Source organism: Bacteroidota bacterium (assembly GCA_016715945.1).
Taxonomy (GTDB): domain Bacteria; phylum Bacteroidota; class Bacteroidia; order Bacteroidales; family F082; genus JALNZU01.
Genome location: JADJXJ010000001.1, coordinates 1,536,944 through 1,553,679, shown reverse-complemented (window position 1 = coordinate 1,553,679; position 16,736 = coordinate 1,536,944). Strand labels below are relative to the sequence as shown.

15 protein-coding genes are annotated in these 16,736 nt (G+C 50.6%); 3 read left to right on the top strand and 12 right to left on the bottom strand.

Going from position 1 to position 16,736, the window contains the following annotated elements:
• The first annotated feature begins 55 nt into the window (after positions 1–55).
• Positions 56–727: an undecaprenyl diphosphate synthase family protein gene (locus IPM52_05880; protein MBK9291135.1), complete on the top strand. Its 672-nt coding sequence runs from the start codon at positions 56–58 to the stop codon at positions 725–727.
• Positions 728–762: 35 nt separating this feature from the next.
• On the opposite strand, the gene IPM52_05875 is transcribed toward IPM52_05880, so the two are convergent.
• The 9 genes from IPM52_05875 to bamD form a co-directional block, all read right to left on the bottom strand.
• Complete coding sequence (locus tag IPM52_05875) at positions 763–1,431, bottom strand: YdcF family protein (GenBank protein ID MBK9291134.1); 669 nt, start codon at positions 1,429–1,431, stop codon at positions 763–765.
• 6 nt (positions 1,432–1,437) lie between these two features.
• Entirely contained in the window at positions 1,438–3,465 is a 2,028-nt protein-coding gene (locus tag IPM52_05870; protein ID MBK9291133.1) for a hypothetical protein, read from the bottom strand.
• 10 nt (positions 3,466–3,475) lie between these two features.
• The gene (locus IPM52_05865) at positions 3,476–3,865 is read right to left on the bottom strand and encodes a hypothetical protein (GenBank protein MBK9291132.1); all 390 of its coding nucleotides are present in this window, start codon (positions 3,863–3,865) and stop codon (positions 3,476–3,478) included.
• A gap of 113 nt (positions 3,866–3,978) precedes the next feature.
• Complete coding sequence (locus IPM52_05860; protein ID MBK9291131.1) at positions 3,979–4,836, bottom strand: SDR family oxidoreductase; 858 nt, start codon at positions 4,834–4,836, stop codon at positions 3,979–3,981.
• Between the two features lie 132 nt (positions 4,837–4,968).
• Positions 4,969–6,627 (bottom strand): DNA repair protein RecN, encoded by a 1,659-nt coding sequence (gene recN / locus IPM52_05855; protein MBK9291130.1) that lies wholly within the window; start codon positions 6,625–6,627, stop codon positions 4,969–4,971.
• Positions 6,628–6,682: 55 nt separating this feature from the next.
• A complete protein-coding gene (locus tag IPM52_05850) occupies positions 6,683–7,582 on the bottom strand; it encodes a DUF4835 family protein (protein ID MBK9291129.1) in 900 nt (299 codons plus the stop codon).
• A gap of 51 nt (positions 7,583–7,633) precedes the next feature.
• The gene (gene coaBC, locus IPM52_05845; protein ID MBK9291128.1) at positions 7,634–8,830 is read right to left on the bottom strand and encodes a bifunctional phosphopantothenoylcysteine decarboxylase/phosphopantothenate--cysteine ligase CoaBC; all 1,197 of its coding nucleotides are present in this window, start codon (positions 8,828–8,830) and stop codon (positions 7,634–7,636) included.
• A 28-nt stretch (positions 8,831–8,858) separates the two neighbouring features.
• A complete protein-coding gene (locus IPM52_05840) occupies positions 8,859–9,191 on the bottom strand; it encodes a DNA-directed RNA polymerase subunit omega (protein MBK9291127.1) in 333 nt (110 codons plus the stop codon).
• A gap of 23 nt (positions 9,192–9,214) precedes the next feature.
• Positions 9,215–10,006 carry an outer membrane protein assembly factor BamD gene (gene bamD, locus IPM52_05835; protein MBK9291126.1) on the bottom strand — a complete coding sequence of 264 codons (792 nt, stop codon included), beginning with the start codon at positions 10,004–10,006 and terminating at the stop codon, positions 9,215–9,217.
• Positions 10,007–10,217: 211 nt separating this feature from the next.
• Here bamD and IPM52_05830 point away from each other — a divergent pair, with 211 nt between their 5' ends.
• Both IPM52_05830 and IPM52_05825 read left to right on the top strand, forming a co-directional pair.
• Positions 10,218–11,426 carry an aminotransferase class I/II-fold pyridoxal phosphate-dependent enzyme gene (locus IPM52_05830; GenBank protein MBK9291125.1) on the top strand — a complete coding sequence of 403 codons (1,209 nt, stop codon included), beginning with the start codon at positions 10,218–10,220 and terminating at the stop codon, positions 11,424–11,426.
• Positions 11,427–11,473: 47 nt separating this feature from the next.
• Positions 11,474–12,301: a hypothetical protein gene (locus IPM52_05825; protein MBK9291124.1), complete on the top strand. Its 828-nt coding sequence runs from the start codon at positions 11,474–11,476 to the stop codon at positions 12,299–12,301.
• 132 nt (positions 12,302–12,433) lie between these two features.
• On the opposite strand, the gene IPM52_05820 is transcribed toward IPM52_05825, so the two are convergent.
• From IPM52_05820 to IPM52_05810, 3 genes are all read right to left on the bottom strand, one after another.
• Positions 12,434–12,967 carry a hypothetical protein gene (locus tag IPM52_05820; protein ID MBK9291123.1) on the bottom strand — a complete coding sequence of 178 codons (534 nt, stop codon included), beginning with the start codon at positions 12,965–12,967 and terminating at the stop codon, positions 12,434–12,436.
• A 539-nt stretch (positions 12,968–13,506) separates the two neighbouring features.
• Positions 13,507–15,819 carry a carboxypeptidase regulatory-like domain-containing protein gene (locus tag IPM52_05815; GenBank protein MBK9291122.1) on the bottom strand — a complete coding sequence of 771 codons (2,313 nt, stop codon included), beginning with the start codon at positions 15,817–15,819 and terminating at the stop codon, positions 13,507–13,509.
• A gap of 6 nt (positions 15,820–15,825) precedes the next feature.
• Positions 15,826–16,719, bottom strand: a complete 894-nt coding sequence (locus tag IPM52_05810) for a 4-hydroxy-tetrahydrodipicolinate synthase (GenBank protein MBK9291121.1) — start codon at positions 16,717–16,719, stop codon at positions 15,826–15,828.
• Between the last annotated feature and the right edge of the window lie 17 nt (positions 16,720–16,736).

Genomic DNA, 16,736 nt, shown 5'->3' with positions numbered 1-16,736 from the left:
TCTTAAGGAAACCGGATTCTTTCCGGTTTCCTTTTTTATCCAAATCCAAAAGGCTGTGCTTTATCCATCAGCAACCGGTTTTCCGCAGCATGTCGGCCTGATACCTGATGGCGGAAGGCGTTGGGCAAAATTGCACACATGCAGCATTGGTGAAGCTTACCGCCTCACCTCGTCGAAACTTGCCGGTTTTGCGCATAAGCTTTTTGACCTTGGAGTCAAGGAGGTGAGTGTGTATGCAGCTAGTTTCGAAAACCTGAAGCGAAGTGCCGCCGAGGTTGATGAACTGCTAGCCTCGGCCCACGATGCCCTGAGGCTGATTATCAATCAGTTTATCAGGACAGGCATAGCGGATTGTCGTTTGGTCGGCCAGACCGATTTGATCGGAAAATACATGAATAAGCAAGTGCTCAATGCTTTTGAAGACGGTCAGGCTGAAGGGCTTCCCCGGCTGAACATATGCCTGTTTTACCATCCCGTTTTCGAGATCAACCAGGCGATAGCACGCGATCCACAGGGCGTTTTTCATCCGGCAAACCTGACGGTAAACAGGCCGCTGGATCTTATATTCCGTTCGGGAGGGTACAACCTGCTCAGCAACTTTCTGCCCCTGCAATCGGGTTATGCACGGATCTATTGCGTGGATGAATTATTCAACGACGTGCAATGGCAGCAAGTTGAGAAGGTATTGAATCAATTTGCCCTGGACGAACGTAAAATCGGAAACTGAACTTCAGCGCAGTTGCGATCTCCAGCTGCCCGATTCTACCGGCCGGTTTCAGCAGCACTCAGCTGTTTTCGCATCTGAAACTGTTCATTCAGCACAAAGTTCATCATCTTGATATATTCAAGCACCAACAGCTTGGTGCTCATCCTGTCGGTCCACCACTGCCGGCTGTTGAATTCGGTGTATGGATTGGGGCTGATGATAAAGGTGGTCTGATGATCGAGCAGCTTTGTGAGCTTTTTGAAAATCATTTTTGTGCGCCTTGTATGGTACGAAGAGCTCACCACAATGACCCGTCCGGATTTTGGATTGTCTTGGAGAAATTTCCCAAGGTTGATGGCTTCATCCACCGTGCTGGAGGAGATATAAGGCAGGATCTGGATTGCCGTATCCGGCACCCCGAGTTTGACGAGGGCTTTGCGAAACACCTGAGCAGTGGTTTCGAGCTCAATGCCGAAAGGCTTCAGCTGCTCAGCGCCGGGCTGATATTCGTCGGTAAAAACAATTGCATGGGCAACACCACTTTTGAACAAATCTACTGCCTGCAAAGCCCTGTCGGGCACCGGTCCCATCATCACCACCATAAGGTCGGCCGGAGCAGGCTGGTCGGTGTCGATCAGCCAGTTTCCGGCCTGACGCAACAGCACAAGCAAGATGACAACACCAGCAACTATTCCGCTTATCAACAGCATTGTCCGCTTTTTCATGCCTGTTTATCTTGACAGGGCTTCCACAGCTGCTTTTGCGGCATTCACAATGGGTTCGGTCGAGATTTCGCTCCCCACTGCTCCGCGCATCCAGTGCTGGGGGGTGAGCCTGCCCTGGGTGAAAGCCTTGTACACTTCACTGGCAAAGTCTTTGCCTTTCAGGTGTTCGCCAAACTGAAACTCAATGATTTGCCCCATCGGATAGGCCGGCAGGTAGAGCGGATAATCAATCATGTGCGAGTAGATGGCCAGGATGGGTGCATCTGCTATCCCAAACACGGGTGCATAATACTTGTTCCATACCTCGGTGGCAATCCGGATGACAGCTTTTTTCAGTTCCTGAGGCGTTGCATCGGGATGGTCATACATCCAGCGCCAAACATTGATGTCAACCAGCGAAACTCCCATGATTTCGTACATGCCCCAGATGTTGTCGAGCGCATTCAGATGGTCTGTCATTTCGTTGTGGTTGTCCATGCCCAGCAGTTCCAGATCGCGGGCCTGGAAAGTAAATGCCAGTGCTTCGGTGAATGCGGTATTGGGCACGCCGTTGAGGATGTAATAATCCACGTTGTACAGGCTGATGGTTTGCTCTACGTTATGGCCGAATTCGTGAATGGCGATGTTGTAACCTTTGTAATCCATGCCATCGCGACCTATACGGGTACGCAGGCGGGCTTTGTCGCCCCGCATGGCTGCACCCCAGGCATGTCCGGCTCCGCGCGAAGGATCCACAGCAATTTTCGCTGCGATGGAATGTGCCGAGTCGGTATTGAAACCTAACTTTATCAGAATGTTGGGCAGGTCGTTTTCGAAGGCTGTTTTGTCGGGATACCGTTGTTTGAGCATCTGGTCAAGTTTGGCCACATCCAGGGTCGAACGAGTTTTGAAACCATCATACCAAATGTCCCAGGGCTGGAGCTTACGCCCGAGGCGCTTCTCAATGATGAGGGCTACGTCTTTCAGCACCGGATGCGAAACAAGGTCAGTAAAAATTGCTTCTACCTGTTCCACAGGTATTTCCATCTCATCCTCAAATTTCCGTGTGATATAGTTGGGGAACAATGGCGAAAAATTGTCAATCTTTTGGGTTACTTTGAAAAGATTCAGCAAATGGGCATAACGCACATCCTGTTCGGGCGTGACTTCAACTTTCTGATTTCCTCTGAACAGCTCATTGCGGAAAGGCGCCCATTCGAAATCCGGATTATTGATTACCTGTGAGGGAATTTCCTGGCGGATAATGCGTTGCATTACTTCGTAGATTAGCGCTTGCTTGCCAAAACCATCCCTGCTGGCATAGTTGGCTTTTATTTCGTCGCGCAGGCCCCAGTGCGAGATCAGTTTGAGGTCTTTTGGGAATGGTTTGCGGCCGCGGTTGTCGCGCAGGTTGCCCATATAAATATTGTAGTCCGAAATGTAGGCGTCCGCATTGCTCATGGTTTGTGCATATTCCTGGAGCGCCGCAGCCGGAATGCGCGATTTAAACACATCGCCCATGCGGGCATAAGCCCATTCGAGCCGCGACCAATACGCTCCCAGGGTCTCTTTTTCGTTCAGTGTGTAAAATGGAAAATTCAGCATGACCACGAAGGCCAGCTTATTGGCAAAAAAATCGTCCGTCAGGTGCGCGCCTGCGTCATAACCGCCGAAGATGCGGTCTACCGGCATGATCTCTCCCTTATCAACATGCAAAGGGTATTTGAGCCCCACGCTTATTTTGTTGAAGCTGCCCCATAGCAGTTCGAAGTTGTCCTGAAAGCGATGGAACATGGCTTCGCGCATCGCCTCGTCGGTGGCGTTGTACTCGCTGCAAAAGGCAGCAAATTCCTCCGGGTTTCCGTCCTCCTGACGCCAGAAAGCGGCAACCTGTTTCACACCCCGTGCAATGCGCTCGTGCTGAGAGGGGTGGCTTTCATTTTTGAGCTTCCCGAACAGCGCATCTGTCTGTGCTTGCGAAATAAAGTTAGATTGCGCCATGCCTGCATAGTTTGCAATGACCATCATGAATGTAAGTGCTAAGATTTTTCTCATGGTATGCGGATCAATTTTGTTGTTTCCGAAATAAATATTTTGGCAGATAAAGCGGAGCTGCAGTGGCAACCGGTGCGCTCAGCCAAAACCACCAGGGGTTGGGGGTGTAGCTGAGGTGAACCAGCGTGAGGGCTGCCAGTGCAACTGCCAGGTAATGTATTTCCCTGAAAGTAATGTGTTTAAACAACAGTGGCAAGCCTCCGGCCAGGCCGCCCGCAAAATACACCAGCAACATCCAGAAATAGGCTTTGGCTGGCAAATGCATCATCGCCTGGTTCCATTTGTCCCCAAGGTCCTGAACAACAGAAGATTGGCTTGCTGCTGCAACCTCAAACGTGCGCAATGGTTCGAGCAGGCTTATTGTGATCAGGGCCGTGAGACCGGCTGCTAATAAAAGCAAATACCTACCAGTGTTTCCTGAATTTTTCACAAGACACAAAGGTAGGTAATCGTTTGGTATGAATCTACGGGAGAGGTGCGCGTTTGCACCCGAGATTGAACTGAAAAACCGGTTTAGTCTTCGATAATGCTGCCTGGTTTGTCGCAGTCGCATTCCAGGCTTTTGTTGTACATCTGCATGGCTTTAAGGCTCATCCCCATGCTCGAGAAACCGCCATCGTTGTACAGATTTTGCATGGTTACCTTCCTGGTGAGGTCGGAGAAGAGGGTGATGCAATAATCGGCACACTCCAGCGCATCGGCATTGCCAAGCGGCGACATGCGATCGGTGAAGTCCATCAGGGCATTGATGCCTTTTACGCCGCTTCCGGCGGTTGTCATGGTGGGCGATTGCGAAACGGTGTTCACCCTCACACCACGTTCGCGGCCGTAAATGTAACCAAAGCTGCGGGCAATAGATTCGAGCAAAGCTTTGGCATCGGCCATATCGTTATATCCGTAGTGCGTGCGCTGTGCAGCCACATACGACAAGGCCACCACCGAACCTCCGCGGCGAATGGCATCCATGCGGTAGGCCACCTGAAGCATTTTGTGAAACGACACAGCCGAGATGTCGAGGGTTTTCATCAGGTAGTCGTAATTCAGGTCGTTGTACACCCTTTTCTTGCGAACGTTGAGCGACATGCCGATGGAATGCAACAGAAAATCAACCTGACCACCCAACACTTCCATGCTGGTTTTGAATACGTTTTCCAGGTCGGCCACAGAGGTGGCATCGGCTGGTATGATGGTGGCTCCGGTGCGTGCGGCCAGTTCGTCAAGCTCACCAAAACGCAGGGCGGTCGGGGTATTGCTCAGGGTGAATACAGCTCCTTCTTCAAACGCCCGCTCAGCTACTTTCCATGCAATAGACTTGTGGTCGAGCGCGCCGAAAATAATCCCTTTTTTTCCTTTGAGTAGGTTATAAGCCATAATGTTGTTTTTGGTTGAATGAACTTCCGGGCGGCAAAGATACAAAATCCGTCAAATTCAGCTATTCTGTCAAGTAATTGAAAATCAATATTATAAAAACTGATTGTGAAAAAATAACAGTCTGAACACGCACTAAAACCCTTTCATCAGTTCGCGGGCGGCCTGACGGGCTGCTTCGGTAACGCGGTCGTTGCTCAGCATGGAGGCAATTTCTTCTACGCGTTGTTTCTCGTTGAGCCTGATAATCATTGTTTTAGTGCGTTGCTTGTCTTCACGCTTAAACACAAAATAATGCTGGTTTGCCCGGGCAGCAATCTGCGGCAGATGGGTGATCACAATAAGTTGGGTTTTGGTGGCCAGGCCCGACATGATGCGGGCGGCTTTGGCGGCAATGTCGCCCGATATTCCGGTGTCGATCTCGTCGAACACCATGGTTGGGAAGCTTTTGCGTGCTGCAAAGGTGCTTTTTAGCGCCAGCATGAGCCGCGAAAGTTCACCGCCCGAGGCTATTTTGTCGAGGTCGTTGGGGGGCATGCCCTTGTTGGCTGAAAAAAGCAGTTTTACCTCTTCGGTGCCTGTGGGGCCAGGGCTTTCGAGCAGGTTGAGCCGGATGTGAAAGCGCGCGTTGGGCATGCCCAGGCTGGCCAAAGTTTGCGTGATTGACCGCTCCAGATTGGGCACTTCGGCCAGGCGCTTCTGGCGAAGCTCCGCAGCCAGCTTGTGCAGATGGTTTTCGGTTTCGCGAAGCAGTTTTTGCAGGGCATTTATCTCAAGATCGCTGTTTTCGATGGTGTTGAGCTGTGCCCTGAGTTTTTCGCGCAATTCAATGAGTTCCTCAATGGAGGTGGCTTTGTATTTGGATATCAGCGATCTGAGGTCGAAATAGCGCTTGTTGAGCTTTTCAAGTTCCCCGGCATCGAAACTCACTTTGTCGGCCAGGCGGTCTGCCTCGCGGGCAATGTCGCCCAGCTCGATTTGCACATTGTTCAGGCGTTCGGCCAGTTCAGCGGCTTCAGGCAGGTAGGAGGAAATTTTTGCCAGCCCGGCGCGGGCATCCTTTACCATGCCCAGCGCGTTGATCTCGGCCTGGTTGAGGTTGTGTGCGGCCGTCCAGAGGGCGGTTTTGATTTCTTCGCTGTGGGTGAGGGTTTGGAGCTGTTGCTCAATGAGATCCAGCTCTCCCTCGCTGAGTTTGGATTTGTCGAGTTCATTCAGCTGGTAGCTGATCAGGTCGAGGCGCTGGCGGTTTTCTTCAACCGTTTGCTTCAGCGCGCTCAGTTGCTGTTGCTGTGCCTTGTAGTTGTTGTATGTTTTCCGGTAAGCCTCAAGCTGGCTATGCGTTTGGGCAAAATCGTCGATGATGGCAAGCTGGTGGGCTGCATTACTGATGAGCAGCGAATCATGTTGAGAGTGGATGTCCACCAAACGTTGTCCCAGCTCTTTCATCTGGCTCAGGTTGACCGGACTGTCGTTGATGAACGCCCTTGATTTGCCTCCGGGACTGATCTCGCGCCGGATAATGCACTCGCGTTCGTAGTCGAGTTCGTTTTGTGCGAAGAATGGCTCAAGTGCCAGCCCGTCCAGGTCGAATTGTGCCTCGACAATGCATTTGTTTTGCGGGTCGAAGAGCACGCCCGATTCGGCCCTGTCGCCCAAAACCAGCCCAAGCGCACCCAGCAGGATGGATTTTCCGGCCCCCGTTTCACCGGTAATTACCGAAAAACCTGTCTCCAGGTCAATCTCGAGGTGTTCGATAAGTGCGTAATTGCTGATGCGAAGTTTTTTCAGCATGCTTCACCATGATGCATGGCAAAGGTAACACATTCCTCCGGCTGTCCCAAGTGGCTCAGGATTGCAAAATCTTCTCGTATTTCGAAGCGTTGGAGGGGTCTATTTCGCGCATGATGTTTACCACACGTGTTTTCTCCTGCGGGCTGCCTTTGGAAAAAACATTGATGATTTCGTCGCGCTTGGCATCCAGAATCAGTTGAAGCAACAACAGGTTCGATCGGGTGCGGTAGGCCTGTTCGAGGTATTTGAGGCTCTCCGCTATTGCTGCCCTGCCTTCGTCGGCATTGTCGGCCATCACATCAAGTCCGAGCCGGTGATACTCATAGATGAACTGCCTGAGCATGCGATACGAGGGATTGCGAAGGTTTTCAATAATCCAATAACGGTTGCGGTTGCCGTCAAAGGCCTTCCATCCGCGTTCGTTGGCATTCTGTGCGTTGTTCACGATGTTCTCGGCTGCCTGATAGAAGGGGTCGCCACCGTTGGGTGAAAAACTGTCGAAGTCGAGGCCGAGCATCACGTAAGCATAAAATCCCAGCACCGAGGTCAGGTTCGAAAGGAAGCTGTTCTCGTTGAAATCGAGGGGCTGCGATTCCAGGTAACGGAACTGGAAGTTTTCGTCAATAAAATTGAGCAGCACCGTATTATAGGAAGTCTTATACACCGGCCGGCGCAGGATAACGGTGATGTTGCCTTTGTATTCGTCGGACGACACCCTTTCGCGCAGCGTAATCATCATTGTACACTCGATGCGTTCGAGGTTTTTGATGTTTACATTGGTCCATTTCCTGTTGTTCATAAACTCGTACAATGAGCTTTGCAGGGCTTCAAACACCCGGCGGTCGGTGCCCTCAATGGTGGGTGCCTGCACCGAGATGTCGCACTGAAACTCTTGTGCGTTGCTGGTTTTTAGAAGTATTAACAGGAGGAAAAGACTCAGAAACGTTTTTTTCATTCGCTTACAGGCATTTTGGTTAATAACAACGCCTTTGCCGGTTTATTGCTGCTACCCGAGCAATTGGTTGATTTTGGCAGCAATGTGGGCAGCCACTTCCGATTTTTGCATCAGCGGAAGATGTGTGGTTTGTTCCGGCGTGATAAAACTGACCTTATTGGTTGTGTGACCGAATCCTGCGCCCTCGTCGGCCAGGGAGTTCAGCACAATCATGTCGGCATGTTTGTTTTTGAGTTTGGCACGGGCGTGCGCCTCGCCATCCCTGGTTTCGAGTGCAAATCCCACCAGAAGTTGTCCGGTTTTTTTCCTTTTACCCAGAGCCTGAAGGATATCAGGATTGCGTACAAGCTCAAGCTGCATGCGCTCATCGCTTTTCTTGATCTTGTGTGTTTCGGGATGGGCAGGACGATAGTCGGCCACCGCGGCGCTCATTATAATGATATCGGCTGTGTCGGCCAGTGCCATGCAGGCATCGTACATTTCGCTTGCAGTTTGCACGGGAAAGACTTCAATATCAGGGTGTTTTACGCTGAGCGATGTGGGGCCAAGCACAAGGGTAACTTTGGCTCCGCTTCGGGAAAATGTTTTTGCCAGTTCGATGCCCATGCGACCTGTGCTGTGGTTACCGACAAAACGCACCGGATCAATAGGTTCGTAGGTTGGTCCGGCGGTGATGAGCACATGCCTGCCTGCAAATAAGTTTTCTGTGGCAAAGAAATCTTTGATTCTTTTGAAGATGTTTTCCGGCTCTTCCATGCGTCCTTCGCCGCACAAGCCGCTGGCCAGTTCACCGGTGCCTGGTTCGATGATGATGTGGCCGAAACCTTCCAGTGCCTTCAGGTTGTTTTGGGTGGAAGGATGCCTGTACATGTCGAGGTCCATGGCAGGGGCAAGCATGACCGGGCATCTGGCCGAGAGGTAAGTGGTGAGCAGGAGATTGTCGGCTATGCCATGGTGCATTTTGCCGAGGGTGCTGGCCGTAACCGGGGCTATCACAAAAAGGTCGGCCCAAAGTCCCAGATCCACATGGCTATGCCAAGTGCCGTCGTTTCTGTCGAAAAAATCGGAATAGACCGGGTGACCTGTGAGTGTGGAGAGGGTAAGCGGGGTGACAAAATCTCTTGCTGATGGGGTCATGATCACCTTGACTTCAGCGCCTGCTTTGCGCAACAGCCTGACCAGCAAGGGTATCTTGTAAGCAGCAATGCCGCCTGTGACGCCGACAAGGATTTTTTTGCCTTCGAGCATGGGATTGCGCTTTTGCCCCGCAGGCAGGTCAGTATTCGTTGTTTTCGCGGTGCGGGTTACGGAAGTAGATCTGGTCGTTCAAAAACTCGTGAATGGCAATGAGCGTGGGCTTGGGCAGGCGCTCATAAAACTTGGCCAGCTCGATCTGCTCACGGTTTTCGAACACTTCTTCCAGGTTATCGGAGGCAGAGCTGAATTCGGCAATCTTGCGGTTCAGCTCTTCCTTCATCTCGGCCGAAATCTGGTTGGCTCTCTTCGACAGGATAACCACGGTTTCGTAGATGTTGCCGGTATGCTTGTTGAAAAGCTCCTTTTGCCGGGTTACTGCGGTTGTTTCTGTCTTGATTTTTTTGAAGTCCATAGGTGATATTGATGTGTAACTAATTAGTTTACAATTCTGTTTCGTGCCCTGTTGTACACCGGTTCCAGTGTCTTGAGTCTCGGGCTTTCGGGGTTTTGGATGCGCAGGTTGTTGTAGGCTTCCACCGAGGCGGCATAGCGTTCCTGCTGGCGCGAGGGGATGCTCCGCTCGGCATATTCAAAATATGCCTGTACCATGGTGGCATAAATTTCTTCTGCCCTTTTGGTATCCGGATAACGCCTGAGCATGTTCTGAAAACTGGTGATTGCAGCCTGGTAGTCGCGTATGCGGAAGTAGAGCATCGCGATATTAAAATCTTTTTGTTCCAGCTTATCCCGCAGGTTGTCGATCAGCTCGTTGCTTTTGGCCACCCTCTCGCTGCGCGGATAGGTGTTGATAAACTCTTGCAACTCTTTGATGGCCAGATGTGTATTGGCCTGATCGAGGCTGGGTCGGGGCGAGTCGAGATAGTAGCAGTAGGCATTCATAAACAAAGCTTCCTCAGCCCTCGGGGTATTGGGGTAAGTCTGGGCATGACGCTTGAAATAGTAAGAAGCCAGGGTGTAATCTTTCAGATGGTAGTAGCAATAGGCCATGTGAAAGCTGATTTCTTCGCCTCGTGCCGTGCCACGGTAAACCGCCTGCAAAAGATCGAAGAGCTCGAGGGCGCGGTTGTAGTCCTTCTTTTCGAACAGGTCCATGGCTGTTTCGTATTTCAGGTCGTTGTCCGTGCTTTTGAGCAGTTTCTGGTATTTGCTGCAGGCGCCCAGGGCCACTGTTACAGAAACGAGAGCGAGGATCAGAACTTTTTTCATGCTGCAAAATTACAATTTTTTGTGTGGCACTAAAACGGTGCAAATCAACACTTGTTTTGTGCGGGTGCGGCAATAAAGCTGTGCTATTTTCATGCAGGTACAGCGCTTACTGACTTTGACGAAATTTCTACCTTTGCGCGAAAATTTCAACCGCTCTATTTCTTTAAAATTCTGTAATATGAACGACGTTTTCGACAAATGCACAGTCAACATGGGGCCGTTGGGCCAGTATGCCGACCGCTCCGAAGGCTATTATATGTTTCCCAAGCTCGAAGGAGAGATTGGTAACCGAATGATTTTCATGGGAAAAGAACGCCTGATCTGGAGCTTGAACAACTACCTTGGTCTGGCAAACCATCCAGAAGTGCGCAAAGCTGATGCTGAGGCCACTGCACGATTTGGTCTGGCTTATCCCATGGGTGCCCGCATGATGTCGGGGCAGTCGGTATATCACGAACAGCTGGAGCGCGAACTGGCTGCTTTTGTGGGCCGCGAAGCTTCTTATCTGCTCAACTACGGCTACCAGGGCATGGTGTCGGTGATCAATTCCATGGTTGACCGTCGCGATGTGATCGTTTACGATTCCGAAGCCCATGCCTGCATCATCGACGGCATGCGCCTCCACTTTGGCAAGCGTTTCGTTTATCCGCACAACAATATCGAAAGCCTTGAAACACAGTTAAAAAGGGCAACCAAGCTGACTTCCGAAACCGGAGGCGGCATCCTTGTCATCACCGAAGGGGTGTACGGTATGTCGGGCGATCTGGGCAAGCTCAAAGAGATAGTGGCCCTGAAAGAGAAGTACAACTTCCGTCTTCTGGTTGACGATGCCCACGGCTTCGGAACCATGGGGCCTACCGGAGCTGGTACGGATGAGCATCTGGGTGTGCAACACGGGGTGGACCTCTACTTTGGCACTTTTGCCAAGTCGATGGCAGGTATTGGCGGATTTATCGCAGGCGACAAAAAGGTGATCAAATACCTGATGTACAACATGCGATCGCAGATTTTCGCGAAATCGCTGCCCATGCCGATGGTACTGGGCGCGCTCAAACGCCTCGACATGATCCGCACCATGCCCGAACTACGCGAAAAACTTTGGACCATCGTCAACGCCCTGCAGTCGGGCCTCAAGGAAGCCGGCCTCGACATTGGCAATACGCAATCGCCTGTAACTCCGGTGTTTTTGAACGGTGGTGTGGGCGAGGCTACCCAGATCACACACGACCTGCGCGAGAACTACAACATCTTCTGCTCCATCGTTTCCTATCCCGTAGTGCCCAAAGGCGTCATCCTGCTCCGGCTTATTCCAACCGCCGTGCATACGCTCGATGATGTGGCCTACACCATAAATGCCTTTAAGGAGGTTAAGGAGAAGCTTGACAACAAAGCTTACTCCACCGAAATGGCCGCGTTCTGAGAACTGATTGATTGAAGCACCTGAAGATGCCATTGTAAAAAGCCAGCATGGAGCAACTAACAAGACGCAACTTCTGGATAATTGCGACCAACTCGCTGGCATCTTTTGTGCTGTCGTATCTTATTATTTTCTACCTCAATCAGCTTTCCTACGTGCTCACCTCGGGCATGTACGGATATCCGGTTTCCGTGGATTATGCCACCGTAGCCTGGCACATCGAGCCCTACCAGTGGATACACGATGCCGTGTTCCTGATCTTTTCCTCAGGATATGTGCTTACGCTCATCTTTGGTCTGCTAATGCTTCTCGGCTTTTACTACATCCTGCCCGACGCCCTGCCAGTAAAGGTGTTCTTTTTCTGGTTTGTGATGCATGCAGGAAATTTTGTGTTCGGTGGCTTGTTGTTGGGCAACCTCATGACGCAAGGCATTGGACATGTGTTCAACTGGATGTATCTGCTCGATACGCCGCGCATGCTCATCTCGCTCACGGGCTTTTTCGGCTTGCTGGTCATTGCCCTGATGTCGGGCTATTGGGTAGCAATTTCGGCCAATGCCTATTTCGAAAAGTACAACGAGAAAATGGCCCCGTTTTTCATCACCGCTCAGGTTTTTGTGCCCTACATTCTGGGCTCGTTGCTGTTGTACCTTTATTTCTATCCAAAGCCAATGTTCCATGAACGCTATGGATGGATAGTGCTGGGAGTGATGCTCATCATCTTCTATTCCAGGTCGCTCTACATGGATGATTTGCTCTTCGAAGAGGATGACCAGCGCAGCTTCCGGTTGATGAAAGGGCTTATCGTGACCGCAGCAGTTTTCTATGTTGTAAGTCGGGTTGTGATGAGCAGAACCTACTTTATCGACTGGAATTAGCCAGATCAACGAATCACATTAATACAATTAAAAAACAGGATTCCGGTTTTGGGCCGGAGTCCTGTTTTTTTGTTGCCTCGCCAGGTTATGTGCAGGGCGAAGCCGACAGCACCCTTTGTGATTAAACGGGCATCAATTCTGCATTTTTAAATTGAATGCACCGTCGGTTACCACTTTCTTCTCTCCCGAAGCTTTCTGTTCGCCTTCCAGCGCAGTGAAAGAGAAGGTGCCGGCAATTTCTTTATTTTCCAGATCAAACTTGGTAATCTTTAATGTGCCTGTAAATTCTCCTTCGCCTGTGGTGCCATAGGCTTTCTGGTCTGCCAGATTTGTTGCATCTGCAATAGAAAGCAAACCTTGTCCGGAAAGCTCTGAACCAAGTGTGTAATCACCCGTACCGGTCACATTGCTAACAATAAGCTGGATTGTAGTTGTTTTTGTGCCAGAAATTTCTGTTCCCGAAATAGTTAGAATGGATGCTGCATAAGTTGCAAGCGTCGTGCCCATCATACCAGACGATGCATTCCATTTTTTACCATCAATTTTTGCTGTCATCTGACCCACACTCAGCTGTGTCGGGTCTGTTTCATCTTTTTTGCAAGCGGTCAGCAGTAAACCAAATGCAAGGAAAAAGATCATCAGGGATTTTGCATTCTGAGTTTTCATGTTTACCTCCTTTTTTCAATTTGTTTTTAATTCATGATGTTGGTTGATTGTCAGATCTTTGTCGTAATTACCTGAACATTGAAAACACTTAAAAGTAATTATGCTTATTTTATTAGGGTAAATCTCACTTGATCAATTAGATGAATGATATGAAACATACATCAGATTGTAATTATTGATTCGAAATAAGTTATTCTGTAAATGATAGGACAAAGGTATTCCTGCATGGATTTTTATTCATCCTTATCATTAGGTAATGTTCATCCGTATCAATAGGTATTTTCACTCAGGCAGGTCAAACAATTGCGCGATGATCAAACACTTTGTGGGGCAATGATTTGATATGGTGTGTAGGATTAAATGTTCAATTGATTATGGTAACATCTTCAGATTGGTGGTTTTTGGCGGTAAATGCAGGTTAGATGAGTGCAAAGCTCGACAATGGCGGAGTGATCTCTGCATGGTAGTACATGCTGGGTTTTTTGCAAAAAAAAGCTGTGCTTTTCAGGGCACAGCTTCTTTTTCTGTGAATAGCAAGGCTATTGAATTACCATTTTCTGAATGATTTTGCCCTTGATGGTCTGTGCTTCCAGGAGGTAAATGCCTGATTTAAGGTTGTTTGTTTCAAGCTGTAATTGCAAGTCGGCATTTGCTGATATCTGGCGAAGCATCCTTCCGTTGTAGTCTTTAATGGTTACGCTGAGCAGAGGTGTATCCGATTCGATATTGATCCTGCCATCTTGCACAGGATTCGGGCTGATGGTCACGCGGGCATTTTGTTTTTCTTTCAGGTCAACGGTTGAGAAACAGCTCAGGTTGGCTGCCCAGCCTGAACGCACTACCGAGCCATCGGATTTGAAATGGAAGGTGAGTGCTTTCTGGGGATTGCTGGCGGTGATCGTACCGGGCGAGTTGGTGCCGCACCAGGTGCCAAGCAATGGCGCCATGGTGCTGGCGCCGTTGTATATTTTGAGCCAGTCGTAGGCGCAGGTAGCACTTGCTTCAAGATCGAAATCGGTAAATTGTACCCGCATCAGGGCTTCATTAGTGTCAGGGAAGAAAGTTGCGATAAACTCCTGGTTGTTTCCATAATTTCCGTTTGGTCCGCCCGGGTCGTAAAAGGTTCCTTCGCAGGTGTAATATTGTCCGTTGCCCATGATATACTGCGAGGTGACGTTGATCAGATTGGGCTTGAGCACGGTGTGGGAGTCGCCGTTGGCATTGGTCACGGTGAGCTGCACATCGAACGAACCGGCATTTGGATATACGATATTAGTGGGGTTTTGCAGGGTGGACGAAGAGGGATTGGCGCCCGGAAACTGCCATTCCCACGACACAATGTTCTGGCCGTAGGAGGCATCCGTAAAATTGACCGAGCCGCCTTTGGGAATACTGTATGCACTGGCGGTGAAGTCGGCAATGATGACGCCGGGCACAAGCTGCACATCCACAACAACCTTTTGTTTGTCGGCAACACTCACATTGTTGATGATCCTGGGGTGGTATCCTGTAGCAGTAAACTTCAGGTTATAGGTGCCTGCTTTGATAGGCCGATGGTAGTTTCCTGCAGGTAAAGCGCTGAAAACATGTGAGTTGTCGAGTTCATGGCCAATAACCTCCACTTTGGCAGCAACAGCCTGACCGGTGAGCGAGTCTGTAACCGTACCGTGGATACCATACAAGGCCTGGTTCATGTAGTTGAGCAACGAGCGGTAGTTGTAGTTCCAGTGTGCGGGCAGTTGGGCGGCTGGAAGGGTTTTGGTATTGGATATTTCGGCGGTCAGTTCCCGGCAATTCTGAAAGTAGTTCATATAATCCTGCCTTCCTCCCGAAACACGGTACCAGTCGTACCCATTGGTGATACCGTTATTAAATGCCGTCATATATCCGGCCGGGCTGTTTACATGAGCGGTGTCGGCATATTCCCTGCTCACGTAGATCCACCAGTTGTCGTCGGCATGGCGGCGCTGCCAGGTATCCCAGGGATAATTGATTACTTCGATGCCGCCATGAAAATTTGCTGCCATAACGAAGTTGTGCTGGTCGGCAAAGTTCATGAAGGCCTGAGTCTCAGCCTGCCAGGGATTGCCGTCCGGATGGGGGCCATCGAGCGGATCAGGGTAGTTCCGGTTCAAATCCACATTATTGGCATTGCCCCTCCTCGAACCGAAAACGGTGTTGTTGCCGCCCCAGTATGTGCCATCGGGGTTGGCCAGGGGATTGATCCAGATGTCCATTTGATCCACCAGGCTTGTCACCCGGGGATTGATGCCATAGTTCGATAGCAGGTAATGAATCAGCCTGAGCATGAGCACGTAACCAGTGGTTTCGTCCCCGTGCATGGTCGATGTGTAAAGGAACTGGGGTTTGCCGATGGGATTGCCGTTGTTGATCCTGGCCACAAGCAGTTGCCGGCCGCTGTTCAGCGTGCCGATATTGTGGATGGTACACAGGTTGGGATAGATGGTCTGGAATTCCTGCATCATGCTCACATATGCGGGGTAGGTGGGGTAAAAATCCCAGTTGCTCTTTTGCGCCAGCTCATCCACATCCAGCATGCGCAATTCCTCAGGGGCGATCTGCAAGCCGGGTGGCAAAAGCAATTCCGGTTCGAAGCCCAGCCCGAGCAGCTTTGCATATTGCTCAGGGTTGGTATAGCCAATCACCTTGCCGGGTAAAATTTCATCAATCGAGATCAGCTTCGACAGTTCGGCGAGCGTTTTTGCTTCTGGGGCTGGAAGACTGAAGTAAAATTCCTGCCTTTGTGCCTGAAGCTGAAAGAGTTCGGATTGTTGAGCCAGCAGCCCTACCTGGCCAAGCAGGAGCAAAACAAAGAAAAGTAAGCGTTTCATTGAAGGTTATGGTTTGAGGTTCTGGTTTATCCTGTGAAGTTGTTCGTTCATTCTGGCCCGGAGCGAATCGCTGACACTCACCAATGGCAGGCGCAACACGTTTTCGCACAGTCCCATGCTGTTCAGCAGGGCTTTGATTCCTCCCGGGTTTCCCTCGGCAAAGAGCAGGTTGATGGTTTCGAGCAGCAGGTAATGCAGGCCCTGCGCCTCGATTGTCCGGTTGGCCAGCTGATGCCTCACCATATCGCTGAACGGGCGCGCCCAGGCATTGGCGACCACGGAAATAACTCCCTGGCCACCCATGGCGATAATTGGCTGGGTCAGCGCATCATCGCCCGACAGCAGGGCAAAATGGGAGGGTTTGGAGGCAATGATTTCCATCATTTGCAACAAATCGCCCGAAGCTTCCTTCACTGCAACAATATTTGGAAAATCATGAGCCAGCCTGAGGGTGGTTTGAGCCTTCATGTTGCTGGCAGTGCGTCCGGGCACATTGTAAAGGATGATGGGCAGGGAAGTGGCACGGGCAATGGCAGAAAAATGAGCCAGCATACCTTCCTGAGTCGGTTTGTTATAGTAGGGCACCACAGAAAGAATGCCGTCCACCCCATCGGGCAGTTGCTTGAGCAGATGTAAAGCTTCGGCCGTATTGTTGCCTCCCACACCGGCCACCACAGGCACCCGCTTGCGGTTGTGCGCGATAATGGTTTGCAGCACCTTTGCGCGCTCTTCGGCAGTCATGGTGGCAGCCTCGCTGGTGGTGCCCAGGGCAACAAGGTATTCCACCCCGCCATCAATCACATGATCTACAATGTTGCGCAGCGCTTCAAAGTCGATGGAGCCATCGGCGCAAAAGGGTGTGACCAGTGCCACCCCGGTTCCGGTAAAAGGATGATTCATATTTTTTCGTTCAGAAT

What these genes read in the sequence shown, in the direction of transcription:
- coaBC (MBK9291128.1), bottom strand. Translation starts at nt 8,830, where the DNA reads ATGCTCGAAGGCAAAAAAATCCTTGTCGGCGTCACAGGCGGCATTGCT.
- IPM52_05825 (MBK9291124.1), top strand. Translation starts at nt 11,474, where the DNA reads ATGGAGCAACTAACAAGACGCAACTTCTGGATAATTGCGACCAACTCG.
- IPM52_05840 (MBK9291127.1), bottom strand. Translation starts at nt 9,191, where the DNA reads ATGGACTTCAAAAAAATCAAGACAGAAACAACCGCAGTAACCCGGCAA.
- IPM52_05815 (MBK9291122.1), bottom strand. Translation starts at nt 15,819, where the DNA reads ATGAAACGCTTACTTTTCTTTGTTTTGCTCCTGCTTGGCCAGGTAGGG.
- bamD (MBK9291126.1), bottom strand. Translation starts at nt 10,006, where the DNA reads ATGAAAAAAGTTCTGATCCTCGCTCTCGTTTCTGTAACAGTGGCCCTG.
- IPM52_05820 (MBK9291123.1), bottom strand. Translation starts at nt 12,967, where the DNA reads ATGAAAACTCAGAATGCAAAATCCCTGATGATCTTTTTCCTTGCATTT.
- IPM52_05875 (MBK9291134.1), bottom strand. Translation starts at nt 1,431, where the DNA reads ATGAAAAAGCGGACAATGCTGTTGATAAGCGGAATAGTTGCTGGTGTT.
- IPM52_05870 (MBK9291133.1), bottom strand. Translation starts at nt 3,465, where the DNA reads ATGAGAAAAATCTTAGCACTTACATTCATGATGGTCATTGCAAACTAT.
- recN (MBK9291130.1), bottom strand. Translation starts at nt 6,627, where the DNA reads ATGCTGAAAAAACTTCGCATCAGCAATTACGCACTTATCGAACACCTC.
- IPM52_05850 (MBK9291129.1), bottom strand. Translation starts at nt 7,582, where the DNA reads ATGAAAAAAACGTTTCTGAGTCTTTTCCTCCTGTTAATACTTCTAAAA.
- IPM52_05830 (MBK9291125.1), top strand. Translation starts at nt 10,218, where the DNA reads ATGGGGCCGTTGGGCCAGTATGCCGACCGCTCCGAAGGCTATTATATG.
- IPM52_05810 (MBK9291121.1), bottom strand. Translation starts at nt 16,719, where the DNA reads ATGAATCATCCTTTTACCGGAACCGGGGTGGCACTGGTCACACCCTTT.
- IPM52_05860 (MBK9291131.1), bottom strand. Translation starts at nt 4,836, where the DNA reads ATGGCTTATAACCTACTCAAAGGAAAAAAAGGGATTATTTTCGGCGCG.